Source organism: Cyclobacterium sp. 10D3-21 (assembly GCF_055809755.1).
The window spans coordinates 1,706,535-1,729,912 of sequence record NZ_CM147924.1 but is presented as its reverse complement, the minus strand read 5'-3'; the positions used below and the strand labels follow the sequence as shown (position 1 = coordinate 1,729,912).

Here is a 23,378-nt window from a genome sequence, read left to right as displayed (position 1 = left end):
ACCCTTGCGTATAAATAAGGGTTGAATCAAAAACACAGCCTCTCTATATTGATTTTCATGGGGCTTATAAGCGAAATAAAAATCGTATTCAGAGCCTTTTTGAGGAAAAATGAAACATAATATTTCTGTCAATTTTTGAAATCTTATTTTCTTTCACTTAATTAAATTTTAGATTTATCAAAAGTAAATTCAGCACAAATTTTTATTTGACTATTTATTGGGGTAAAGCATATAATAATTATCAGGGTAAAGTAAAAAATTTCGATCAATATCAGCAAGAAACCCTCTTTCCGTGAGAAAATCAATTAGATCCTCCTTAACTAATTGTATCCTGTAAAAAAGAAATAAACTTTCATCAGCACTTATTGACCCTTCTAAAACGGACAAATAATCCCCCATATTATTTGATCTTAGAAAGGTGATTATAGCCTCAAAAATCTTCAAATAACTATCTATGCCCCAAATTTTTTCATAATTATCAAAAATAAATTTTAGATGCTCTCTTTTCAAAAATTCTGGTTCAGCAATTTGCAGCTTAGGACCTTTTTGACCCGGATCTTTAATTATTATGAAAGGCTTAGTGTTTTTCGGCAATTCATTTGAATTTAAATAACAAATTCCGTATCGTAAGTACCTTCTTATATAGTAAGATAATGCATGGTCACCATATTCAGCTTTATGATTTCCTTCAGTATCGGGTTCCAATCTAGTCATGACCAAACTATTTTTAATTAGCGTGAGTCTATTTAAAAGCTCAAAAAAATATTGATTATTGATGGTTCTAGTATTAAACTGATTCTGATTTCTAATATCCTGCTGTTGAATAAGAATTTGTTGCTGTTGACCCAAAAAAGCTGCATACAAAAACAACACTCCAGAAATTGCTCCAAAAACTTGTGCTAAAGAAGTAACATAATCAGAGGCTGGATTTGGGAAAGTAAAATTATTGGTAGTCCATGGGTACCTCCAAGCAAAAAAGAAAACTGATAAGGAAAGAAATGCTAAAATAACTCCCGCAGTCAAGCAAATTCGAAGTATCACCAAATTGAATTTGAATTTTCTCTTCAGGTCAGCATCTAATTCTCTCATATTTCCTCTAGTTTTAGGCAACTTTAATTTAAACCCATAAATCTTCCTTCGACCAATTCGGTTTCATACCTAGTGCGTTTGGATCCACGCTTGGGTATTTTTCAAATAAATGAATCAATTTTTTGGTGAAATGGTTTCCCGGAACCACTACATTCAATAAATATTTCATTAGACAAAGATGGACATAAAGCTTGAGAAACTCATGTTGCTTTGGAACATCTTGAACCCAAGCATACGGTGGATTAGATAGCAACTTGGGAGCTCCAGGAAGGTTTTTGTTCCATAGTCTGGAATGATGGGCGCAATAGTTCCTGATTTGTGCAATGGACTGTAACCAGCTCGGCAGAAACGTATGGTTTACCGTACCATATTCTTCTGCGATGGTGTTTTTTGATTTAATGGTATTTTTGAGATTCCCGTATAATTTAGATAATGCCCCAAAACTTGTTTGCTCCAATGTTTTCCAGGCAGGAGGAAAACGTTTATCATCCTTATGCTTTTTAAAATGGTTTTTAAGGATTGGATCTTTTGACCTGCTTATCTCCTCCTCCAATCCTGAAAGTGTTTTAACTAAAGCTCTGCTATCTGTGAAAATTTCAAAATTCTGAAACCACCATGGATCGTATTCATGGCTTAAATGATATATTAGTTTGGTTCTTAAACTTATCTCCAATTTTTCAATCACATCAAATAAAAGAGACCTTAACTCCCTGTCAAAACAATACAATGCAATTACATCCGAAAATTTGCTGGTAGGCTTAAAAATATGCTTCTCTTTATCTTCTTGCATAGAATGCCAATATTCACCCAAGCGATAGTAGCTGATATGGGATAAATAGTGACTGGCATCAGATTCCGATTCAATCGTTAGTCCTCGGGATTTAAGAATTTCAATTTGTTCATCTATAGTAGTGGGGCTCTTATCAAACATGATCAAAAATTAAGATAAAACCCTTATAAAAGCAAAAGACACACCCTGGGACGCTGTTCTACGGGTAGCGTGGTGTGTACTGTTGTTACAAATGTATAGATAAAAATTCTATATTCCAATTCTATCGCAAATTGAAAGCTCTTTCGCACCTTACCCCACCCGTTTCATCATATCCAAAAAAAGCCGGGCATTTTCATCCCTATCCTTTGGTTTATTGATGTAGACCAAAAATGTACTTTCTTTGGTATGGCCTGTGATTCCCATTAAAATTGTTGTTGGGATAATTTTATAGTAATTGGTAGCAAAAGAGCGTCTACATGCATGAGAGGTAATCAATTCGTGCTTTGGGAAATTGCCCAGGACCTTCCGTTTACTACTTTTATCATATTTTTTACCCTTCACCAATTCATTCAATTTAGCCTCTTCGGCAATGTCTTTGATGTAATCATTGAAATTTTGATCTGCAATCCTATAAGGAAATCCTTCGTTTAAAACTTCCATGGCACGGTCATTTACAGGAATGGTTACATCTTTTTTAGTTTTATTCTGTTTGAGGTCAATAAAAGTTCCTTGAGCTGTTTTCCTCAGATTTGCTTCAGTAATTTTCAACAGATCCTCCACTCTTTGTCCAATCTCACAACCTAACAAAAGCCACTTTCTCGCATTAATTAGGGCTTCCCTCTTCAGGTCTGTATTTTTAATTTGATCTAATTCACCGAAGGTTAAAGTAATAATATACCTGTCTTCATTGGCCTCTGAAAAAGCTTCAATCTTGTTTACAAAAGGGTTTACAGAAACGCCATGTTTTTCTGCATCAATTGAAATAGATTTTATAAAGGCCAGAGATTTTCCAGAACTATTGACCGAATATTTCTGGTCATTGATAAGCCAATTTTTAAATCCTTCAATAAAATTAAAGTCAATATCCAAAAAGTGAATGGGTTTACCTAAATGCTTCTCATAGTTCAGGACTACTTTCAAGAAAGTATTGTAATTTTTTACTGTATTCTCAGATAATCCGATTTTATTTTTACCCTTAATTTTCCTGGTTGCTGCAGTCTCGATGATATGCTTAATATGGTTGCTAAGCATAGTTTTGTTTGTGGGCTTAACCCTGTTGAAGCATTCATCAACCTGTCTTTCAAAAAAACTTTTGTCAATATTGATTCCTTTGGCCTGCGCTTCATTCACCTTTTCCATTAAAAAGGATTCAAGTGATTTCAACCGTTCCATAAGTCGTTTATTTTCTTCGTCATTGGGTTTAGGAAACCCTTTAACTGAACTCCAGTTTTTAGGAAGAATATTGAATCCTGTTTTCATACGAAAAAAACTCCCTCTGCCCAGGGAAACATAAAAGTAAATGGGTACATGTCTATTCGCTTGGCTGCGAATCAAATATTTAATTGTTGCCATGGAACATTGTCTTTGTGTTTTTTCGAAGTTAGCCAATTTCCTACTTTTGGCAAACCATTGGCAAACATTTATTGGATTTAAATGGATTACATACTATTCTATGCTAGGGGTACATCAAGGTTAAAACCTTTAAAATAGTCCATTAAAGACTTAAATAGGGTATTTGTAGGAAATAGAGACAGAAAATAAAAAACACAAAACACATAGGGTTAGACTCCGGCCCTGGGTACACAAAACCCCTTTAGATGCAAATCTGAAGGGGTTTTTGCGTTTTTTGGCAAAGCATCCTATAACAAAATAGGTCAACAACACACCTTCTGGTTTACAGGAATACTTTCAAAAAGCCACCCCTTGTATTCGAAAGGAAATTCCATGTTCTCTAAATAAGCATAGTCAAATTCTCTGTGGACCTGACAAAGTAGAAAAACATTTGCCCAAATCTCTTTTTTAACAAAAACTGAATCTCTTATTTCGTAAGTCATTACTATCAATTCTCCTCTATCCTCCATATACTTAAAATTTAAGTATGCACTAAATAATTAAAACTGACGATCAAATAGAATGTATTAATTAAATTTTAGTTATCTATGAATTTTTAACACTTTTAATATTGACCTCATTTTAAAATGACTAGATATAATTTATAGGCAAAAAACGCCAATATTAACCGATAACCCTCCTGAATCCACAATAAACGCTATAACCCGGAATCTAACTTTCAATCATTCTAAATGAAAAAACACTGTACTAAATTACAATTACTTCTTTTTTCCTCAATTATCTTGCCATGAATCCCTTGCTTTCCTTTCAACCACATTCACCAACCGTTCTAGCTTCTAAAAATATAAATTTTTAGGGTGGCTGCTATTTTCCCAACCAGGTTCGAAAATGACCGGCATCCTTACTCAAAAGTAATTATTTGTGTTTTGTCAAACTGATCCAGTTCTTCTTTTACCTTAATGGTCATCAAGGTGTGTATATAATATCTTATTTGTTCAAGAGTACCAAATCAGTACAAGACTAAAAGGTATCGCCATTATTATGCTCCGCTTTGAGGATTATTTTTGAAGGCTAAGCAATGATTGAGCCATACAAACAATATCAATATTGAATTGACTTTGCTTAAATTCAATTCCTCAAATAGGTCAAAGCTCAATATAAATTTCGCCTTTTATCCTCCTAATAAAGAAGTTTGGAGCGTTTCCATTGGATAAAATTCACCTACTAATTACAAATAGATTTTTAGCTATTCGCATATGCCATTCTTTGGTCGTCCCCATAAAAAAATAAATGTCTTTATTTGCTAGAAAGTCGGCTTCATATCTCATTCTCACTTTTTCCTTGGCTATCTCTGGGTCACCATTAGCATCTCTTAGACAGTTCCAATACAGCTGTCCAATCTCCCAGTCTTCAATCATAAGCTTGGAAACTTTACCCTCATCATCTTCAAATTCATATTTGAATTTCCAGGGCACTTTGGGAAACATTTCTTTGGCCTCTTCATTCAGTTCGTTAAATAGATCCATCTGATCTTGTAGGGCTTTCCAAATAGGCTTCCAATCTGCCTCATCTTTTTCTATAATTAATCGTCTTATTTTAGTGGGTTTAAAAGTAGCTAAGGAAAGGTTTTTAGGAGCTTTAGATTCTTCTATCAACTGGTTTAGATTCGTATAGACATTTTTTAAACAAATGGCCTTTCTTTTAGCCCAATTAAGCTTTGAATCAAGCGAATCTCCGACTTTCAAGTCCTTAAACCCATAATCTGTAGGCGAATGGCTTTCCGGGCGAAAATCATCCGATCTTATGTCCAAATTCAGTTCTATCCAGGTATATTTTCTTGATTTTACTTTTCCTGTGCTTTTAAGTCCTTTGAGAAAACTCAAGGGCATAGGATAAACCCTGATCCAAGAGCCATCTTCTCGTAATCAAGCTGTGCACACTAGTTCATCATAGCTTTTAGAGGGAAGTGGATAGGTAGTGACTGTTAATAAAATCCGTTCCCTAGGCATGTCGAAAAATATTAAATATGAAAAAGATCAAAATCTACTTCAGGTCTCGCCATCACTGCATTTGCCAAGTGCAATCTATGGCATTGGCATATATCTGCCTCAAAACACGTTATTGCTACTCGTTGGTTTTTATGAATCAGATCAATTAAAAATTCTTGCTGATCAAACGTTTCTTGAATGACAGTTTGATTATATTCTTCAAAAAGAGCATCATAATCAGCCTGAACATGAAGTTCTTTTCGTTTTTCAGAATTAATACCAACCTCCGGAATATGTATAAACTGAATCCCCAACCCTTCACAAGCTGATTTTAATTGATTTTTGCTAAAACCAAACTTCATGCTTCTGGAATTTTTACGAACATCACAAAGCATCTTTACATCTTCAATCAAGAGTTTATTGAGGTATTCCTCCAAAGATATACCTTCATAACCGATAGTGAAAAGGCCCTTTATATTCGAAGTGGGTTTTAAGGAATTTACAATTGATACTTCATCAAGATTTAAGCGTGTCCCAGCTACTTGACTCTTGGTAGCGAAATAAGGAAAATTCAAATAAGTATAACGTATCAGTTCACTTGAGCTTTTACCTTCAAACTCTTTCTTTAATTTAAAAAGCTTTACATAATCTTCTTTTTTGAGTTCATTCAAATAACTTTTGGCAGACGTATTCTTCCAATTTCTCTCTGTTTCGGTGACCAACCCATATTTTTTCAAAGTGCCTAAATCGGCATTTGCTTGAAACGAAAAGCACCCAAACTTATAAGGGACGAAGTAATAACTTGGCTCATTTTGTTTTTGGGACAAAATAAATAGCAACTTTTGTAACTGAAGCTTCTCCAGTTGATCCCCAAATAGTTCGAGAATTGAAAGCACTATTTTTCTTCTATAATACATATTACAAAAATAAAGTCAAATATTAAGTCGTTAACACTTGGTTCATTTTATTAATTGCACCTTCCATATCGTCCCAAACATTTCTCACATCTTCCTTTTTCTTCCTTGTGCATCAAAAGGGGTGTAATCTAAATCATCCATTCCTAAATGAAAGCTGGAAGCAATATGGTCTTTTATTATTCATAGGCAAGCCAGATGTTCTTCTATAGTGTAGTGGGCCATTTGTTTCTTCTTACCGAAAATCACAACCGATGACCCATCAATTTTTAACCCCACATAAAGGATGTTTTGTAATTTTCTTCCAATATTGCAAAGGGAATGAATTCTTCCTCAATTAAATAAAAATCAAGCATGAAGCTACTAACGCAATTTTCCTTTCTTCTAATATTCTTTGCAACAATGGGTTGCAACGGTCCGATTGGGGTATCTTCAGAGCAATTGGAAAGTTTTGAATCCAAATTAACAGCATCAGATTTTTTCTGGCAAAGCAGGTATGGAAGCTATATTGATTTTCAATTCAAGCCGGACGGAATCGTAAACGCGCTTATCAATGGGAAAGCCGATTCTAAAGTGAGTGGGAAATGGTCATTTGACGTTGATAGCGGTGAATTACAAATTGCCTGGGAAGGAGGTAGGCAATACGCTTCCACAATAAAGCATATTGATGCCAACTGGGGTAAAATTACTTTTGCATCTAAAATTCACGAATTTGGAGACAAAACTTTAACAAGATTAAAGCTTTTGGATGACAGGTTTAATGCGGAAAAATGAAAGGCTATTTGAGTGGCTCATAGTCAAAAGCATTTCGTGTTGACTTCATTTCTAACATAGTCTAAAAAAAAGGAAGCCAAGTAAAGAAACCCCATTTATACAGGATCTTTTACTTGGCTTGCCAAAATACGATTAAGAGTAAATTACTTACGCTTATTCTCCAGCGCTATCCTGCGCAGCAAATACACGTTTCAATAATGCTGAAGTTCTTTCTGCAGGATTTTCACGTATGGCTTTTTCTTCCTGGGCTACAAGTTGGAAAAGACCATTTATCGCCATCTGCGTAACATAAGCATTCAAATCCGGGTCTAGCTTACGCGAAGTAGTTGGGAAAGAATTGTACCTACCTACCAGGTCACCATAATATTTAGTGGCACCCACCTGATTCAAGGACTCCTGAACGTGGGGTTGAAACAAGGCTGTTAATTTCTCGGTAGTTGTTCTTTGTAGGTATTGGGTTGCAGCATCATCCTGCCCCTTCAATATATTCCAGGCATCCGTAATGGTCATTTGCTTGATCGCTGCAATAAAAATAGGCTTAGCCTCTTTGGCTGCACTCTCTGCTCCCCTGTTTATGGTCATGATTACCTTATCTACTTCAGACCCTAGGCCAATATTTCTCAATGTAGACTCTACTCGCTGAACATCTTCAGGAAGTGCTATTCTTATCAAGTCATTTTTAAAAAAGCCATCTTCGGTTGACGCAAGATTTGCTCCCTCGGTCACTCCTTTGATCAAGGCTTCTTTGAGCCCATTTCCTACTTCATTTTCTGTAAGTGCCGATTCACTGGCCGCAGCCAAAAATTTATTCACATCTGCTGTAGTACATCCTACCAATGAAAAGATAACTAATGCAAAAAGTATATTGGATAAACGCTTCATTTTTGTTTTTTTAATTGAAAGTATTTTCAAGAATTCAGAAAGTCAATTACTATGCCAGATTTCCCCCATTTAAAACGTTAACGATAACTCTTGGAAACCTTTAAGCTAAACGTTATAAAGACCTTTTATTATTTAATCTGGTCCATTTTAACTTCAATCTCCTGAATTAAAATCTCTTGTCCCTTGAGACTTAAATGTCCATGATCAATATAATTGGACACATCCTTTGAAAATTCAGAAAATTCAGGCCTATTGAAATTATAAGTGCGCAATAAGTCACTCTTTTTCACATTTGTTCCAGACAAAATATCCTCCCAATAATGATCCATTTCATCACTGTGAGCTTGATAAATCGGATAGGGCACTGGATGAAAATAAATGAAAGTTTGAATATTATTGCTTTGCAGTAAAGTCAATAACTTCTTAAAATCCCTTCGATGATTGCTTCCGATTTTAAATTCATTTACCCTAACATTGTTCACTTCTTCGGCTATTCTTCCTGCCACATCCTCCACTCTAAAGAGCGTTTCAAACGCATTGCTCCCATTTGTTCTGTACTGATTTTTAGGGTATTTGCTGGGCCATAAGTCAAAATTTCTAATAAGCCCCAGTCCATAAACCCTAAGAAGATTAACGGATCCGTATGCTTTCCAGTAAGTGTCTGGATTCATAAAATCCGTCTCCTCGGGGCCCGTATCAGTCGTCACGTAAGGGTGGATACAAACGATTGCTTCTTTTATTGTCCCATTATTCTGTAATATATTTGTTGCCAAAGACAAAAGATTATTCATCCTTGCCCCCATAATACTGACATTAAAATAATTTTTATCAGGAATGGATTCCGGATTAAGATTGGCAGAAAGGGAAGGACCGAGAATCATCCCATCAAAATGCTGTGGGACATGGTTAAAAGTCATAAGGTATTTTGAAAACCGCTCTTCTCCGTAAACCCTAACCTTGTCTTTATCTCTGATTCCATACAAGCCAAAAACATCCAAGAAAATATTTAGAAAGCCAAAAACCAATAAGGCCCCGACACAACTAAGAAGTAAAATCAGAAGATATTTTTTGAATTGTTTTTCCATAGACTTAAAAATCAAAGTATAAAAAGTCATTTTTAACAATGGAATTAAGGTAAATCACATTGAGCAAAAACAACAAGACATTTAATATCAAATAGGTAACGGAAGGCTTAAGTCTTCTACCCATTTCAATGGCATTCGGCACAAAAAGCAACACTACACCCGCAATCCAAACTGGGAGGTCATAGTAATTGCTTACCAAATAAAAATCCTTCAAGCCAGGTACTTTACTAAACATTCTGTGCAGCATTTCTAAGGAACTGCCCCAGGAATCCGCCCTAAAAAACACCCAAGTAATGTTTACAAAAAAGAAGGTCAATAAGAGTGCAGGGATTTTCGGCAAAGCCAATCCCAATTTCGACCATTCCCGGTGAATCACAAGCGCAATACCATGTAAAAACCCCCAGAACATAAAAGTCCAACCGGCCCCATGCCATATCCCCCCAAGGAGAAATGTAGCCATAAGGTTTAAGCTGGTTCTAAAATTTCCTTTCTGATTTCCTCCCAATGGGATATAGACATAATCCCTAAGAAACCTGCTTAAGGTCATGTGCCAATTTCTCCAAAAATCCTTAATACTAAGGGATTTATAAGGAGAGTTGAAATTTTGGGGGAGTTTTATGTTGAATAAAAGTCCAAGCCCAATAGCCATGGCTGAATAACCACTAAAATCAAAATAAAGTTGTAATGAATAGGCCAGGGAGGAAGCCCAGGCTTCCACGGACCCCAATGAGGTAATATTGGCATATCCTTTGTTAGCTATTTGAGCAAAACTATCAGCTATTACTATTTTCTTAGCCAACCCCATCATGAAAATGAATATTCCTCTGGAAAGGTTGTCGTAATTTAAATAGGTCAGGCGAGGATTCCTGAACTGCCCCATCATTTCAGTATGATGAACAATGGGTCCAGCTATCAACTGAGGGAAAAAAGAAACGAATAAACCATAAGAAAATAGGTTTTTTTCCTTCTTGGTACCCTTATAACAATCTACCAAGTAAGCGATTTGCTGAAAAGTATAAAAAGAAATGCCTAGAGGTAATACCAAATTGAGGTAACCTAGAGAAAGGTCAGGGATAAAATTTAGGTTATAGATTAAAAAATCGGTGTATTTAAAGAATATTAATGCCAATAAATTTACAGAAATGCCAAATACAAGCGTTTTTTTACTTCCTGGGAAAATTCTTTTTGAAATTAAATAATTGAATGCTATGGAAATAAAAATTAAAACGAGGTAGGCTGGGTTCCACCAGCCATAAAAGAACAAGGAGCAAAGTAAAAGCCACAGACCTATAAAAGGTGATTTAAGCTTTGGACCGAAAAAATAAAAAACGAATATAGTTATAGGTAAAAATCCTAAAAGAAATTCAAAAGAGTTAAATAACATTTTATTTGAAGTTCAGCAAAAAAGTCTGGAAAATATTAAAACGTCGAACATTATCAATGTCAAGAAGTTAATAAAAGTCTTAACTTGAATAGGGATACTTAACCTTGAATAGAAGCCTTTTAGGGGTCAACCAAATTAATCTTGCCATTCAGTTCAATTTAACTGTTTCCATATGATCAAGCATTTTGACCATTAATTAACGATAGAAGTAAATCTAACTAAATGTGGTGATTTCTTGAAATAAAACAACCAAAAAAATAAATTCTCAGTTTTAAATTTTATTTCAATACAAATATAAACTATTTAATTCTAAATTGTAATAAAGATACTTATGCATCTCTCCTTTCAAAAAGCCTTCTATGCGCTTGCTTTTGTATTCCTTCTTTTATTTGCCATGGTTTTGGCAAAAAGTGTTTTAATATCTTTATGTTTTGCCCTTTTGCTTTCCTTTATTCTTCATCCATTGCATAACATGCTTATGCGTAAAGGAGTCCCCATCATAGTCGCTGCATTTCTGGTCTTAATCACTTTTTTTCTGGTAATAATTGGCGTATTTACCTTTTTCTCGGCAGAGATCATTTCACTCTCAGATGAATTGAGCAATTTCGGAGATAAATTGATGAATTTATTTACTGATTCAATAGGTTACCTAAATGAAAATGTAAGTTTTTTAGGTAATCTGGAAAAAGAAAAAATACTTAATGATGCCAAAGCTTGGGCAAAGGATGGCGCATCTGAAATGTTGGGCACCACTTTTAGTAGCACGACCAGTTTTTTCACAGGCCTTTTCACCACTATTATCTACACCTTTTTATTTCTGATTTACAAAGAAGGACTGGTATCTGCCTTTAAGCGTTTTGCACCCGAAAACCATAAATCAGAATACCTCAACATGCTCAAAAAGATCCAGTTGGTTGGTCAAAAGTATTTATCTGGCATGCTCACCTTGATTATTATCCTCGGGTTTGCCAATAGCACTGGCCTGTGGATCATAGGTCTTGATAATCCTTTCCTTTTTGGTTTTCTAGCTGCCTCACTCTCCATTATTCCATACGTAGGCACCACTATAGGAGCCAGTATTCCTGTATTGTATGCCTTTATGTCCAAAGATGAACTATGGGTCCCTCTTGCTGTAGCGATTATGTTTTGGCTTATTCAGGTTATTGAAAGTAACTTTCTAAGTCCAAAAGTAGTTGGGAACAGTGTTAATATTAATGCCTTGGCAGCTATTTTGAGCTTAATTATAGGGGCTTCAGTTTGGGGTGTGGCAGGTATGATCTTGTTTCTTCCTTTCGCAGCCATGCTCAAGGTAGTTTGCGATCATTATAAACCGCTCCAACCTTTGGGTATGTTATTGGGAGATGATCAATTCAACGATAAGAGCAATAAATCGCCTTCCTGGTTCTCAAAGATTAAGGATAAATTTTAATTCGCAGTTTTCTCCTTAATTTACTCCTCTTCAAAAAAAACCTTAAAATTTAACCCAATCAAAAGCCTGAAATTTTAGTCAGTTTTTCGATTGGGTTTATTTTGTTTTAGCTTATGGGTAAGCCTTATTTTTGTTCAGAAAGATAGGTAATCAAAGAAGCGAACTCTTCATAAGACAGGGCATTGGCCAATCCCACTGGCATCATAGAATTCTCAAGCTCCTTCCGCTCCTTAATATTCTCCGTTAAAATAGTGAACGCTTGCCCTGCAATATTTCGGATAACAATACGCGCTGCACTTTCTGCAGTTACGAAGCCTACATAAGATTTATCATCTTTGGTGGAAACCATTACCGTCGCAAATCCTTGAGAAATTGAAGCGTTGGGTTTTAAAATGGATTCAGCAATTTGCTCTCTGCTCATGATGCTACCAATTTGACCCATAAAGGGTCCTTTCATTTGCTCATCAGAAGAAATACTGTGACAAGCCTTGCAACCTTGTTGTTGAAATATTGCTTTTCCCTTAACCGCTTCTCCTTTCACTTCCTGCATCGCCAAAAGAATGTCTTCTATGGAAGAGGCTCCCACCTGACCTTTTTGATTTTTTATCTTTTCTAAATCAACGTCTGGTTCCTCTATAATTTCAGTGACAGCGAAATCACCTCCAAATTCAGTGATTCCCATTCTGTTTTTTTCGTTGAGCATTGCGATCAAATCTTTTTCACTTTGAGAACCATTGTCCCAAAGCTTCTTGAATAGTTCTTTGATTTGTGCCGATTCAGACCACAACACGGATTTGTAATAAGGGCCATGCGTATCAGGTCGGGTTCCCCACCACCAAGAGCCATTATAGGGTGCTTCTTTGGTATACAGTCTTGCCAAAGTGGTCAATATACCTTGCTTCAATTCAAGGTCCTCTGTACCTGCTCCATTGAATTTAGCAATCAAACCAGCCACAGCTGCTTTAGAATGCATATACCGCAAGGCCCATAGCCCCAATTTAGAATTCGCAGAACCTACAGCAGCTACGCTTTCCTCATCCGCATCCAATTTAACCAGTGCTCTTACGGCCAAATGAGGCAATATTATGTCAGCGTTGGGTGTTGCATGAGGCCCTTCTTCTCCATAGGTTGGCGCATGGAAGGAGTCAGGAACTTGGGTGGTTAACAATTGAGGAATGGCAGCCTTATCCCCAATGCGCCCCAAAGCAATTATAGCAGCGGCTTTTACTCTCACAGATGGATCATCCAATGCCTCTACAAATGGCGCTATGGTTAACTTTGCTATAAAATCTTTGCGATCAGTGATTGCTCGGATTACATATTCTTTAAGCTGAACATCATTCATTAAAGTCAACAACTGAGGTACCGCATCTACCCCTTTAATCTGGGTATAGGCATACATGGCCGCTACTCTGGAATAATCAGGAGCATCTTCATCAGTGGCCAGATCCCAAATCTCCTCTGTTTCTTTTTCAGTCCCTCTATTAATCAGTTCTTGTTGTGAATAAATCCTTATGGTGGCACTATTTTCTTTGAGCAAATCCACTAAATCATCAGTACCTAAAGAAGGAAGGTCAGGTACTTCACTGAATTCCAATACTTTTGGAACTACTCTGATCACATATCCTTTACTGTCATTTCCTGAATAACCAGCCCCATCCCAGGCAGCCATAAACATCCTTCCAGATCCATCAATGTCCAGGTCAGTAACTTGAGGTAGTTTGAAAAATGGTTCTTCCGCCTGTGTATAAGAAGGACCGTCTTCGGTCACTTTGTGAATAAACACCTGACTTCTACCCCAATCTGCCATCAGTGGGTTATTGTTGTATTTTGAAGGCCAGTGATCATCCTGCAGGTATAAGGCTCCCGTACCCGATCCACCTCCAACATCAATAAGTGCCGGAATGATCTCTTCTGTAAAGTTTTTAAACAAAACAGGGTAGCCATATTCACCTGACTGAATTTGATGAATAAAACGAATGTTCCATCCCCCTCCATCATTGGTATTACCCCGGGTAAACATATTCATGTAGGGATCGATGGCAACATCGTATATGTTCCTTAGTCCATGGGTATATACTTCCATTTCGGTACCATCAGGGCGAACCCTTAAAACACCACCACCAAGCATGGTTAATTCAGTCCCTTCTCTATCTACTGCCCCATGAAAACCGAAATCACCAACTGCTATATAAATCCATCCATCTATCCCAAGGCGAATTCCGTTGGTGGCATGATCTGTTCCTCTACTTTGTAGAAATTTAGGTGAGCTAATGTGCTGTATAATTGGCTTTGACGGACCATCTGCAATTCCGTCGCCATCTTTATCCTCAAACACTACCAAATCCATACCAGTAGCCAAACTGTCTTCCATTGAAAACACCGTATGAAGAACAAATAATTTATCTCCGAGAGAAATAATCCCCCTTGGATTGTCCACGGCTGCAAAAACGGTATGTGTATCTGCCTGCCCATCGTTGTCATTGTCGATTAATTTAACAATTCTTCCTTTGCCTGGCGTTTTCCCTAAGGAACCAATGGCATCCACCCCTACGTAGACTTCCCCATAAGGAGATACTGCGAGACAGGCGGGACTTGGCGTTATATCCGGACCTGAAAAAAACTGGATGGCTAAATCTTCAGGCCAATCTAAGGCTTGGCTCAGAGAGTCTAAGGATGGGGAAGTTTGTGATTCTATTATTTCAACCTTCTTTTCCGGCTTACAGGCCAAAAAAACTACCAGTAGGGAAAATAGGAATAGGGATTTTTTCATTGGGTTTAAGTTTTTTGTAAAACCAAAATTATACAAAAAGCAAAGCCCATCCAAAAGTTGGAATGGGCTTTGCTTTAAAAAACACATTTATTAATAGCACACAGAAGCGATTAAAGCTCCGATACTTATAGGTGAAGTCCACATTCAGTCTTCGGGCTGTTGTTCCATCGCCCACTTCTGTCTGCTCCCGGAACGGTACAATGCTTACACCCGATAGAGTGATATCCAAAAGCGATTAGGGGATGAAAGGGTAGTTCATGTTTCTTGATATAAGCATCTCTCTCTTCCTCGGTGACATCCAATAATGGATAAAACTTGAGAATCCCTCCTCGTTCTTCAAAGATATCCAACGTGGACCGGTGATCACTTTGCCAACTCATTAAACCTGAAACCCAGACTGAAAATCTACTTTTAATTAACTCAAGTGGTTTCACTTTATTGATAGAGCAGCACAATTCCGGATCAGTCTTCCAGGTGGTATTCTTACTCGTATATTCATGATCTTCTTTACCGGCACTGACAGATTCCACATTCAAACCGTACAACTCTGTCAATTTTTTCCGATACTCAAGTGTTTCAGGAAAGTGATAACCCGTATCAATGAAATAAATCTTTTGCTGTGAATTTCCTTTAGAAAACACGCTCAACAATAAAGCTGAAGTTGCCGCAAAAGAACTGGTTAGCATCACATCGCCTGCATCAAAGTCATTGTATAGCTGTTTCACACGCTCCTCTACCGATAATTCCCGGTACTTTTCATTGAGGACTTTTATCTCTTCTTTTGAATAAACTTTTTTTGAAATCAAGGATTCCTGCATGCCAGGTGTTTTTTATTATTCTACAAAACCTACCAACTTGGTATGGTATTAAATTTTTGTAAAAATAGCAATTAAATTCTAATATGCAATAGCCTAAATTTTAAATATGAGTGAATTCCGTCAGGCAGTTTTAGGAGTAAAACTTTTTTTACTTATATAAACCAAAATTGAAACCATCAAGCCTACCAAAGACATTAAAGCAAAGGAAGCCTTTAAACCCGTCCACTCGGCAATGAAACCAATCAGAGGTGGGCCTAACAAAAATCCAAAAAAGGAAATGGTAGAAACCATTGCTATGGCAATTCCAGTTGGTAAGGATGTAGAATTTGCGGCAAGGCTAAAACAAAGAGGTACGATGGCAGCTGTTCCTAGCCCAACCATCAAAAAGCCAATAATGACCGTATAGACATATGGATAGGCTATAGACAAAATTAAACCAGCAAAAATCAAGATTCCAGAACCTTGCAATACAACAATCATCCCAAAACGATGTGCCAATTTATCCGCAGCAAACCTACCGATGGCCATAGACCCCATGTAAGCAATGTACCCAGTAGGAACCAAATAGGCTGGGGCTAGTACTACCTTGTTCATATAGACGCCAGACCAGTCAAACATACACCCTTCACACATCATCCCACAAAACCCGACCATACCTAATTTAAGAAGTGTTTTATCAGGTTTTCTCCAAACTAGTCCCCTCACTGAATTTGTTTTGTCTTGAACTTCAGTTACAAACCCGTTTCGAAAGGTGAAGATTACAAAAATACCCACCAATGAAACAATTGAATAATGTTGAAAAGGGGATAATTGCAAATAGACCATTAGGCCACCGATCCCTGCTCCGGCAAAACCGGCCAAACTCCATAAACCGTGTAAGGAACCTAAAATATTTCTACCATAATCCTTTTCTAAGTTTAGTGCTTGGGTATTTAATGAAATATTCATCATATTCCCTATCATACCAAAAATGAACACCATCACAGTCAGGAAAAAGGCATCCATTGAAAACCCAATTCCAACCAGTACCAAAATATACAAGGACAAGCCGACCATCACCACCGACCTGCTACCAAATTTCACTACCGCCCAGGTAGCAAGAGGCAAGGCAAGTAAGGAACCAAGTGGAAGGCCCAATAGAACAGAACCAAGTTGTCCTTCACTCAAAGAAAATTTTTGCTGAAAATCGGGAATCCTGGACGCCCAGGATGAAAAACACAAACCTGTAAGGAAAAAGAAAGCGCCTGCTGATATCCTTCTTGTTTTTAATTGCACCATGAATCTTAAATAATTCACAAAGGTAATAGAGAAAACCAATGAATAGCAAAGGTCAATTTTAACTTTTTGTGAACCTTTAAATAAACCATAATTGCTACTTTAGAGTTACTTAATTAGTTAATCGGTTATTAATTGAATTCCTGAGACTTTTCTCACTCATTTCAATGGCTACCACATCATTTACCAAAGAACCAAAATCCATAATGGAATTCGTAATTGCAGGCACCACCATCGCTCTAGCCATAATCTTAATAAGAATCATTATTAAAAAAGTTTTTGATTGATACGTATGGATATGCAATACCGCATGATTATACTTGTAGTAATTAATACAGTATCGAATTAATTCGACCTCTATGCCATGAATGCATCAAAGGAAATCGTTTCCATTACTTTTTTTCAATATCCAAAAAAAAATCGCTGGTGGGCATTTAATCAAATGCAATTGGCCCTCTCTCCATTAAAAAAAGCCAAGGGTAAAAAATTCTTCAAACTAATGGGAACAGGTGGTGGTTATGGATTTTCGCTAAAGCCAGACCTTTCAACCTATGCTTTACTGATGGTATGGGAAGACCTGGAGGCAGCGAAAAACTTCAGCTTGTCCGAAAGTTACCTAAGATTTAACCAACAATGTGTAAGTAATTTCACTTATTGGATGCGTTGCATTCAAAGCCATGGCACCTGGCAAGGATCAAATCCATTTACTCCCTCAAATGAAAAAATAGATGGGGCCATGATGGTGATAACCAGGGCTCGGGTTAGAATCCAGAAAGTATTTCGATTCTTAAAGTCTGTCCCTAAAACAAGTCTCGCTATTGAAAAAGCCAAAGGTTTGATCTACACAAAGGGTATAGGAGAATGGCCGATAATAGAACAGGCCACTTTCAGTTATTGGAACAGTCGTGAGCAAATGGAAAATTACGCCTACAACTCCGATCATAGAGAGGTTGTTAAAAAAGTAAAAGAGGAAGGCTGGTATAAAGAAGAACTATTTGCGAGATTTATCCCTATTAAATTAAACGAAACCCCTGAATAAGGATCTAATGGATTTCAATAAAACCAGATTGGCTCCTACCCCTAGTGGTTATCTTCATTTGGGAAATGTCATTTCTTTTATCATTACAGTAAGCCTGGCCAAAAAGCATGGGGCAAAAATACTACTTCGGATTGATGACTTAGATCAGAAAAGGGTTAAATCGGAGTACATACAAGATATTTTTGACACCATCGATTTTTTAGAAATATCTTATGATGAGGGGCCACGAAATATAAAGGAATTTAAACAAGACTATTCTCAAGTTCATAGACAGGAATTGTACAGCGCCGTTATCGAAGAATTAAAGGAGGAGAACTTGGTTTTTGCCTGTGATTGTTCCCGAAAAACCTTGTTAAAAAAACACCCAAAGAGATGGTGTACAGGAAGCTGTCTTCACCGCAACTTACCCTTTTGGAATAACCAAACTTCACTAAGATTGGTTACCCAAAAGGAAGTACCAATTCCTATAAACCTTTATTCAAAAGGACAGACGATTTATCAACTACCTGGTGCACTGGAATTTTTTATGCTTCAAAAAAAAGACCGCTTCGCAAGCTATCAATTGGCCTCCATGACCGATGATTTAAGCTATGGAGTGGATCTTATTGTCCGGGGGATGGATCTTTTGCCATCTACTATAGCACAGGTATACCTCTCCAATCAGTTAAAAAACAAGCGTTTCAGTGCCAATTCATTTTATCATCACCAGTTATTTAAAGAAGAAGGAAAAAAACTATCAAAATCCAATGGCAGCTATTCCATTCAGCAAATGCGTAAAGCAGGAATGAATAAAGAAGCCATTTACCAATTGGCAGGAAAACACCTGGGATTGGAATATCCGGTTACAAATATTGAGGAGTTTTCAAGTCATTTCCTTCTCCCTATCAATCAATCATCAAAGTCGGGAATCGTTAATAATTCTCCACCATTCAAAGAGGATTGATGGGCAACAATTCCAGGAACAGTATAGGCAAGCGCTTCATAAATATTCACTTTAGGCATCCTTTCCTCGACTATTGATTGGATAAATTCATGGGTAATAAAAGTATGGGATCCATCATGCCCACTATTATGCCTCATCGATTCTGGTAGCATATCCGTTTTCCACCATTCAGGGATCTCGTAAGGTTCAACTTTATTTCTCGTATGTTCAAAGCCAGCATCATCTTTTCCCATTTCTGATGCATTGGTCACTAAAGTCGGCTCATTAGAATGTCCTGTAGGAAGATAGAAACTCATTTTCTCACCCCGCCATTCTCCTCTTTCAGCATTTCTTAATGCCCCTTTCCAGTTGACTTCTACCCTAAAAGGATGCCCCTGATCTGTTTGAAAAAAAGCTGTTTCATTCCAAAATGGATTGTTGTAAGGATTACCTTTCAACAAACCATCCCCTTTGCCATACCCTAGGCAGCTTACTTTTTTTAGCCTTTCCCCTGTAACACTGATTAGCAAAGCCGTGCAATGCGTGGGATAATTCATTGGAGCCAGACCATGCCTCCATGTGGGTTTCCCATCCTCAAACCAAAGCACTTCTAAACCTGGATGGTTGTATTCTGCTGCTGCGCTAAAGATCTCACCAAAACGGCCCTCTTCATAAAACTTCCTGGCTGAGATTGTCCCCTGCATGTAGACACTGGTTTCTGCCATCATAAAGTTTTTACCAGTTTTCAATACTGTTTCCTTTATTTCCTGACATTCCTCAATTGACATACCCAGTGGAACGGCACACAATACATGTTTCCCCGCTTTCAAGCTTGCGATGGTATGCCTTGCATGGTCCGGGGCAGGTGTTGCCAGAAAAACGGCATCTATTTTCGGATCTTTTAATAACTCGTCAAGGGAATTATAGCTTTTTTCACATTTGTAGGTTTTCATAAGGTGATTTCTCCGGTCCTCCCTAAGGTCACTAACGGCCTCTACGATACAGTTAGGCTGCTCATGAAAAAAGAACGAAGCACCGAATCTTCCACCGATTATTCCTATTCGTACTTTTTTAGTAGCTAAAAAATCATTAGAAAAAGCATGAATTGGTGCGATTCCGGCCAATCCCGTGATAACACCTGCTTGTTGAATAAATTTTCTTCTTTTCACAGTGAAATGGGTAAAATGATAATTGATTAAAACATGGCTCTCTAATTCAAGAAACCGAATATTTACTTTAAATATAAACTTTTTATAAAGGCTGCAACCTTCTTGATCAGCAGAAATCAATCCGAAATAGGCGAAATATAAACCCTAATGGGATAAAATTACTTCCTGAAAAAGCTCAGGCTAGGCTATTGCGAACCCAATGTATAATGCGACTTTAAAAATAACAAAGACAATTGAAAACCAAACAACGTTTTGTGTAAGTGGTAAACCAACTTCAAAAAAATTACTTTAATTATTGGGTAAATAATGTAATTTTCTTTTTATTAAAAGATTATAATTAACAATAGACAATCCCACTTCAATAATGATAGCCAAAAATCTCCAAATAAAATCATTAGGGCTGATTCTGTTCCTCATATTGGGGATTTCCTGTAAGGAAAACAAAAAAGAACCAGAATCAGTGACCGCTTTTGATCAGTTATCAGAAGAAGAAAAACGAAATCCTGAGAATGCACTGCTGGGCATTACAGTGAACGAAAAATTACAGGCCTCCCTGTTTGCTGCTGAACCTACACTTACGAACCCTACAAATATTGACATTGACCATAAAGGTCGGGTGTGGGTTTGTGAGGCGTACAATTACAGGCCGGCACTAACAGGAAATGAAACCAAACCAGAAGGGGATCGAATATTGATCTTGGAAGATACTGATGGAGACGGCACTTCAGACAAAAGCACTGTTTTCTACCAATCACCCGATTTAAACGCCCCTTTAGGCATCTGGGTCATGGGAAATCAGGTGATAGTCTCTCAAAGTCCATATGTATGGCTACTCACTGATACGGACGGGGATGACAAAGCAGATAAAAAGGAAGTGATTTTTAAGGGGATTGGAGGCGAACAACATGACCATGGCATGCATGCATTTGTATTTGGTCCAGACGGAAAATTTTACTTTAATTTTGGCAATGCGGGAGGAACTATCACTGACAAAAATGGTGACGTTTTAAAAGACAAGAAGGGCAAGGCCATAAATACTGAGAATTATAAACAAGGACTTGTCTTCAGGAGTAACCCTGATTTTTCAGAAATAGAAGTTCTTGGACAGAATTTCAGGAATAATTTTGAAGTAGCAGTGGACTCTTATGGCACCATGTGGCAGTCAGACAACGATGATGATGGCAATAAAGGTGTACGGATCAATTACGTAATGGAATATGGAAATTACGGCTATAAGGATGAGATGACCAATGCAGGCTGGCAAGCAAATAGAACCAATATGGAAAAAGAAATCCCATTGCAGCATTGGCATTTAAATGACCCTGGTGTAGTGCCAAACCTTTTACAAACTGGTGCAGGTTCCCCTACAGGTATGGTTGTTTATGAAGGCAGGACTTTACCAGAGGTGTTTTGGGACCAAATGATCCATACTGATGCAGGGCCTAATGTAGTAAGGGCCTACCCTGTGCAAAATGATGGCGCCGGATACAAAGCCAGTATAGAAAATATCATGGAAGGTGACAAGGACCAATGGTTTAGACCTTCAGATGTTTGTGTTGCCCCCGATGGATCAATAATGGTATCGGATTGGTATGACCCGGGAGTTGGAGGACATCAGGCGGGTGATTTAAACAGGGGTAGAATATTTAGAATCTCCAGTCCTGGAGAGGCTTATATAGTACCTACTAATGATCTCACTACATTAGAGGGAGCCATCGAAGCACTTTTAAACCCCAACCTTTCCATGCGTTATCAAGGTTGGAAAAACTTAAAAGCCATGGGTAATGACGCTTCACCAGCCTTAGAGAAAGTATTCAATGAGAACCAAAATCCAAGATTCAAGGCCAGAGCCTTATGGTTGCTTTCTAAATTAGAGGGTACCAATATGAAGTACATAGAAAAAGCCTTGGAAAGTGAAAACCCAAACCTTAGAATTACAGCATTCAGAGCAGCTAGGCAAACTAGTATTGACCTTGGGCCTATAATGCAAAAATTAGTGACTGATAAAGATCCACAAGTAAGAAGAGAGGTCGCCATTGCTTTGAGAGATTATGATACTGATCAGGCAGCCGAATTGTGGACAACCTTAGCCTTGCAACATGATGGTAAAGACCGGTGGTACTTAGAAGCTTTAGGAATAGGTGCTTCAGGCAATTGGGATAAATGCTATACAACCTGGCTAAATAAAGCTGGAAAGGAATTAATTAATAGTAAAAACGGGCAAGACATCATTTGGAGGTCCAGAACTGGAGAAGCCATTCCTGAACTTGCCATTTTGGCTTCAGATGCCAAAACACCACTGGAAGACAGGTTGAGGTACTTTAGGGCTTTTGACTTTAATCCTGACCAAAAAAGAAAATCAAGTGCTTTATTAAAAATGCTTGAAAAAGATCAATTGGCTAAAGAAGGTCAGGAGACGAACAAGGAGCTAATAAAGCTTGTCCTGACCCATCTTTCCCCTTCCTATTTGCAAGGATCCCTTCTTGCTCAAGAAGCCCTAACAAACGTCTTAAATGAAACCTATGGCACAGAGGATTACCTGGAATTGGTTCAAAAATTCCACGTCTCTTCAGAGAATCCACGTATTTTGGAAATGGCAATCCTGGAAAATGATAATAATACAGGAAAAACGGCTGCGACCTTATTACTTGGCCAAGGTGGAAAAAAAATAATTCTTAAGGAGCTTTATAGCGGAGATGAAAAGAGGATTTATCCGACATTGACGGCTTTAAGCGGAATCGGAAACAATGAATCAATTGCTATTATAGAAGAAATTACATTTAATTCTGATTTACCCATTGTCGTAAGAAAAGAAGCTGTTTCTGCTATTGGAGGAAGCTATGGCGGGGAAGATCGAGTACTGGAATTGCTAAAAGGGGGAGAAATCCCAGAAAATCTTATTGCATCGGCTGTTTCGGGAGTAAGCCGTGCATGGAGAAGAAACATCAGATCGGAAGCAGCAAGTTATCTGGACAACTCAAAAGATGAGGACAACCCGCTTCCTTCAATGAGTGAGTTGATGGCCATGAAAGGTAGTGTAGAAAAAGGATTAGTTGTTTTCAAAAAGAATTGTGCTGTTTGTCACCAGGTTGGCAAAACAGGAATGGATTTCGGTCCAAAACTTTCAGAAATTGGTAGTAAACTCTCTAAGGAGGCTCAATTTATTTCTATCCTCCATCCTGATGCTGGAATTAGTTTTGGCTATGAGGGATACCTTATCCACATGAAAGACGGAAGCACTTTAGGGGGTATCATTACCAGTCAAACCGAAACTGATATCGATTTAAAATTACCTGGAGGCAACACCATGTCCATTAAAACAAGTGATATGTCTTCGATGAAACAAATGGAAAACTCAATGATGCCATCTGGATTAGAGAAATCGATGAATCCACAGGAACTGGTAGACTTGGTAGCCTATTTAATGTCCTTAAAAAAAGAAAGCTAAGGAGTAAAATAAACCCTGAATAAAAAAGGGAGCAATTGTACAAAG

At 37.5% G+C, this 23,378-nt stretch carries 19 protein-coding genes; 5 read left to right on the top strand and 14 right to left on the bottom strand.

The window, feature by feature from the left end; genetic code table 11:
• Positions 1 to 210: 210 nt before the first annotated feature.
• The 6 genes from AC0L7T_RS07090 to AC0L7T_RS07065 form a co-directional block, all read right to left on the bottom strand.
• A complete protein-coding gene (locus AC0L7T_RS07090) occupies positions 211 to 1,089 on the bottom strand; it encodes a hypothetical protein (RefSeq protein ID WP_473341819.1) in 879 nt (292 codons plus the stop codon).
• Positions 1,090 to 1,117: 28 nt separating this feature from the next.
• Positions 1,118 to 2,020, bottom strand: a complete 903-nt coding sequence (locus AC0L7T_RS07085; protein WP_473341818.1) for an Abi family protein — start codon at positions 2,018 to 2,020, stop codon at positions 1,118 to 1,120.
• 150 nt (positions 2,021 to 2,170) lie between these two features.
• A complete protein-coding gene (locus tag AC0L7T_RS07080; RefSeq protein ID WP_473341817.1) occupies positions 2,171 to 3,433 on the bottom strand; it encodes a tyrosine-type recombinase/integrase in 1,263 nt (420 codons plus the stop codon).
• 302 nt (positions 3,434 to 3,735) lie between these two features.
• Positions 3,736 to 3,942 (bottom strand): hypothetical protein, encoded by a 207-nt coding sequence (locus AC0L7T_RS07075; protein WP_473341816.1) that lies wholly within the window; start codon positions 3,940 to 3,942, stop codon positions 3,736 to 3,738.
• Positions 3,943 to 4,650: 708 nt separating this feature from the next.
• Complete coding sequence (locus AC0L7T_RS07070) at positions 4,651 to 5,316, bottom strand: hypothetical protein (RefSeq protein WP_473341815.1); 666 nt, start codon at positions 5,314 to 5,316, stop codon at positions 4,651 to 4,653.
• Positions 5,317 to 5,453: 137 nt separating this feature from the next.
• On the bottom strand, positions 5,454 to 6,248 hold the full coding sequence (locus AC0L7T_RS07065; RefSeq protein ID WP_473341814.1) for a DUF488 domain-containing protein: 795 nt from the start codon (positions 6,246 to 6,248) through the stop codon (positions 5,454 to 5,456).
• Positions 6,249 to 6,689: 441 nt separating this feature from the next.
• On the opposite strand from AC0L7T_RS07065, the gene AC0L7T_RS07060 reads away from it, so the two are divergent.
• Positions 6,690 to 7,109, top strand: a complete 420-nt coding sequence (locus tag AC0L7T_RS07060; RefSeq protein WP_473341813.1) for a hypothetical protein — start codon at positions 6,690 to 6,692, stop codon at positions 7,107 to 7,109.
• 153 nt (positions 7,110 to 7,262) lie between these two features.
• Here AC0L7T_RS07060 and AC0L7T_RS07055 read toward each other — a convergent pair whose 3' ends face one another.
• From AC0L7T_RS07055 to AC0L7T_RS07045, 3 genes are all read right to left on the bottom strand, one after another.
• Entirely contained in the window at positions 7,263 to 7,991 is a 729-nt protein-coding gene (locus tag AC0L7T_RS07055) for a DUF4197 domain-containing protein (protein ID WP_473341812.1), read from the bottom strand.
• Between the two features lie 128 nt (positions 7,992 to 8,119).
• Positions 8,120 to 9,076 carry a hypothetical protein gene (locus AC0L7T_RS07050; protein WP_473341811.1) on the bottom strand — a complete coding sequence of 319 codons (957 nt, stop codon included), beginning with the start codon at positions 9,074 to 9,076 and terminating at the stop codon, positions 8,120 to 8,122.
• 4 nt (positions 9,077 to 9,080) lie between these two features.
• Positions 9,081 to 10,460, bottom strand: coding sequence for an MBOAT family O-acyltransferase (locus AC0L7T_RS07045; RefSeq protein WP_473341810.1), 1,380 nt, complete (start codon positions 10,458 to 10,460; stop codon positions 9,081 to 9,083).
• A gap of 331 nt (positions 10,461 to 10,791) precedes the next feature.
• On the opposite strand from AC0L7T_RS07045, the gene AC0L7T_RS07040 reads away from it, so the two are divergent.
• Positions 10,792 to 11,889 carry an AI-2E family transporter gene (locus AC0L7T_RS07040; protein ID WP_473341809.1) on the top strand — a complete coding sequence of 366 codons (1,098 nt, stop codon included), beginning with the start codon at positions 10,792 to 10,794 and terminating at the stop codon, positions 11,887 to 11,889.
• 124 nt (positions 11,890 to 12,013) lie between these two features.
• On the opposite strand, the gene AC0L7T_RS07035 is transcribed toward AC0L7T_RS07040, so the two are convergent.
• The 4 genes from AC0L7T_RS07035 to AC0L7T_RS07020 form a co-directional block, all read right to left on the bottom strand.
• On the bottom strand, positions 12,014 to 14,662 hold the full coding sequence (locus AC0L7T_RS07035) for a DUF7133 domain-containing protein (RefSeq protein ID WP_473341808.1): 2,649 nt from the start codon (positions 14,660 to 14,662) through the stop codon (positions 12,014 to 12,016).
• Positions 14,663 to 14,787: 125 nt separating this feature from the next.
• The gene (locus AC0L7T_RS07030; protein WP_473341807.1) at positions 14,788 to 15,480 is read right to left on the bottom strand and encodes a phosphoadenylyl-sulfate reductase; all 693 of its coding nucleotides are present in this window, start codon (positions 15,478 to 15,480) and stop codon (positions 14,788 to 14,790) included.
• Positions 15,481 to 15,600: 120 nt separating this feature from the next.
• On the bottom strand, positions 15,601 to 16,758 hold the full coding sequence (locus AC0L7T_RS07025) for an MFS transporter (RefSeq protein ID WP_473341806.1): 1,158 nt from the start codon (positions 16,756 to 16,758) through the stop codon (positions 15,601 to 15,603).
• Between the two features lie 109 nt (positions 16,759 to 16,867).
• Positions 16,868 to 17,020 carry a hypothetical protein gene (locus AC0L7T_RS07020; RefSeq protein ID WP_473341805.1) on the bottom strand — a complete coding sequence of 51 codons (153 nt, stop codon included), beginning with the start codon at positions 17,018 to 17,020 and terminating at the stop codon, positions 16,868 to 16,870.
• A 99-nt stretch (positions 17,021 to 17,119) separates the two neighbouring features.
• On the opposite strand from AC0L7T_RS07020, the gene AC0L7T_RS07015 reads away from it, so the two are divergent.
• Positions 17,120 to 17,794: a spheroidene monooxygenase gene (locus AC0L7T_RS07015; RefSeq protein ID WP_473341804.1), complete on the top strand. Its 675-nt coding sequence runs from the start codon at positions 17,120 to 17,122 to the stop codon at positions 17,792 to 17,794.
• A 7-nt stretch (positions 17,795 to 17,801) separates the two neighbouring features.
• A complete protein-coding gene (locus AC0L7T_RS07010; RefSeq protein ID WP_473341803.1) occupies positions 17,802 to 18,737 on the top strand; it encodes a glutamate--tRNA ligase family protein in 936 nt (311 codons plus the stop codon).
• On the opposite strand, the gene AC0L7T_RS07005 is transcribed toward AC0L7T_RS07010, so the two are convergent.
• Complete coding sequence (locus tag AC0L7T_RS07005; protein WP_473341802.1) at positions 18,683 to 19,885, bottom strand: Gfo/Idh/MocA family protein; 1,203 nt, start codon at positions 19,883 to 19,885, stop codon at positions 18,683 to 18,685. The genes AC0L7T_RS07010 and AC0L7T_RS07005 overlap by 55 nt on opposite strands.
• A 364-nt stretch (positions 19,886 to 20,249) precedes the next feature.
• Between AC0L7T_RS07005 and AC0L7T_RS07000 the strand changes: the two genes are divergently transcribed.
• A complete protein-coding gene (locus tag AC0L7T_RS07000; RefSeq protein WP_473341801.1) occupies positions 20,250 to 23,333 on the top strand; it encodes a PVC-type heme-binding CxxCH protein in 3,084 nt (1,027 codons plus the stop codon).
• The last annotated feature ends 45 nt before the right edge of the window (positions 23,334 to 23,378 follow it).

Bases quoted from the DNA above. Each gene is read 5' to 3' on its own strand.
- AC0L7T_RS07090 (WP_473341819.1), bottom strand. From the start codon at position 1,089: ATGAGAGAATTAGATGCTGACCTGAAGAGAAAATTCAAATTCAATTTG.
- AC0L7T_RS07085 (WP_473341818.1), bottom strand. From the start codon at position 2,020: ATGTTTGATAAGAGCCCCACTACTATAGATGAACAAATTGAAATTCTT.
- AC0L7T_RS07080 (WP_473341817.1), bottom strand. From the start codon at position 3,433: ATGGCAACAATTAAATATTTGATTCGCAGCCAAGCGAATAGACATGTA.
- AC0L7T_RS07075 (WP_473341816.1), bottom strand. From the start codon at position 3,942: ATGGAGGATAGAGGAGAATTGATAGTAATGACTTACGAAATAAGAGAT.
- AC0L7T_RS07060 (WP_473341813.1), top strand. From the start codon at position 6,690: ATGAAGCTACTAACGCAATTTTCCTTTCTTCTAATATTCTTTGCAACA.
- AC0L7T_RS07055 (WP_473341812.1), bottom strand. From the start codon at position 7,991: ATGAAGCGTTTATCCAATATACTTTTTGCATTAGTTATCTTTTCATTG.
- AC0L7T_RS07050 (WP_473341811.1), bottom strand. From the start codon at position 9,076: ATGGAAAAACAATTCAAAAAATATCTTCTGATTTTACTTCTTAGTTGT.
- AC0L7T_RS07045 (WP_473341810.1), bottom strand. From the start codon at position 10,460: ATGTTATTTAACTCTTTTGAATTTCTTTTAGGATTTTTACCTATAACT.
- AC0L7T_RS07040 (WP_473341809.1), top strand. From the start codon at position 10,792: ATGCATCTCTCCTTTCAAAAAGCCTTCTATGCGCTTGCTTTTGTATTC.
- AC0L7T_RS07035 (WP_473341808.1), bottom strand. From the start codon at position 14,662: ATGAAAAAATCCCTATTCCTATTTTCCCTACTGGTAGTTTTTTTGGCC.
- AC0L7T_RS07030 (WP_473341807.1), bottom strand. From the start codon at position 15,480: ATGCAGGAATCCTTGATTTCAAAAAAAGTTTATTCAAAAGAAGAGATA.
- AC0L7T_RS07025 (WP_473341806.1), bottom strand. From the start codon at position 16,758: ATGGTGCAATTAAAAACAAGAAGGATATCAGCAGGCGCTTTCTTTTTC.
- AC0L7T_RS07020 (WP_473341805.1), bottom strand. From the start codon at position 17,020: ATGATTCTTATTAAGATTATGGCTAGAGCGATGGTGGTGCCTGCAATT.
- AC0L7T_RS07015 (WP_473341804.1), top strand. From the start codon at position 17,120: ATGAATGCATCAAAGGAAATCGTTTCCATTACTTTTTTTCAATATCCA.
- AC0L7T_RS07010 (WP_473341803.1), top strand. From the start codon at position 17,802: ATGGATTTCAATAAAACCAGATTGGCTCCTACCCCTAGTGGTTATCTT.
- AC0L7T_RS07000 (WP_473341801.1), top strand. From the start codon at position 20,250: ATGATAGCCAAAAATCTCCAAATAAAATCATTAGGGCTGATTCTGTTC.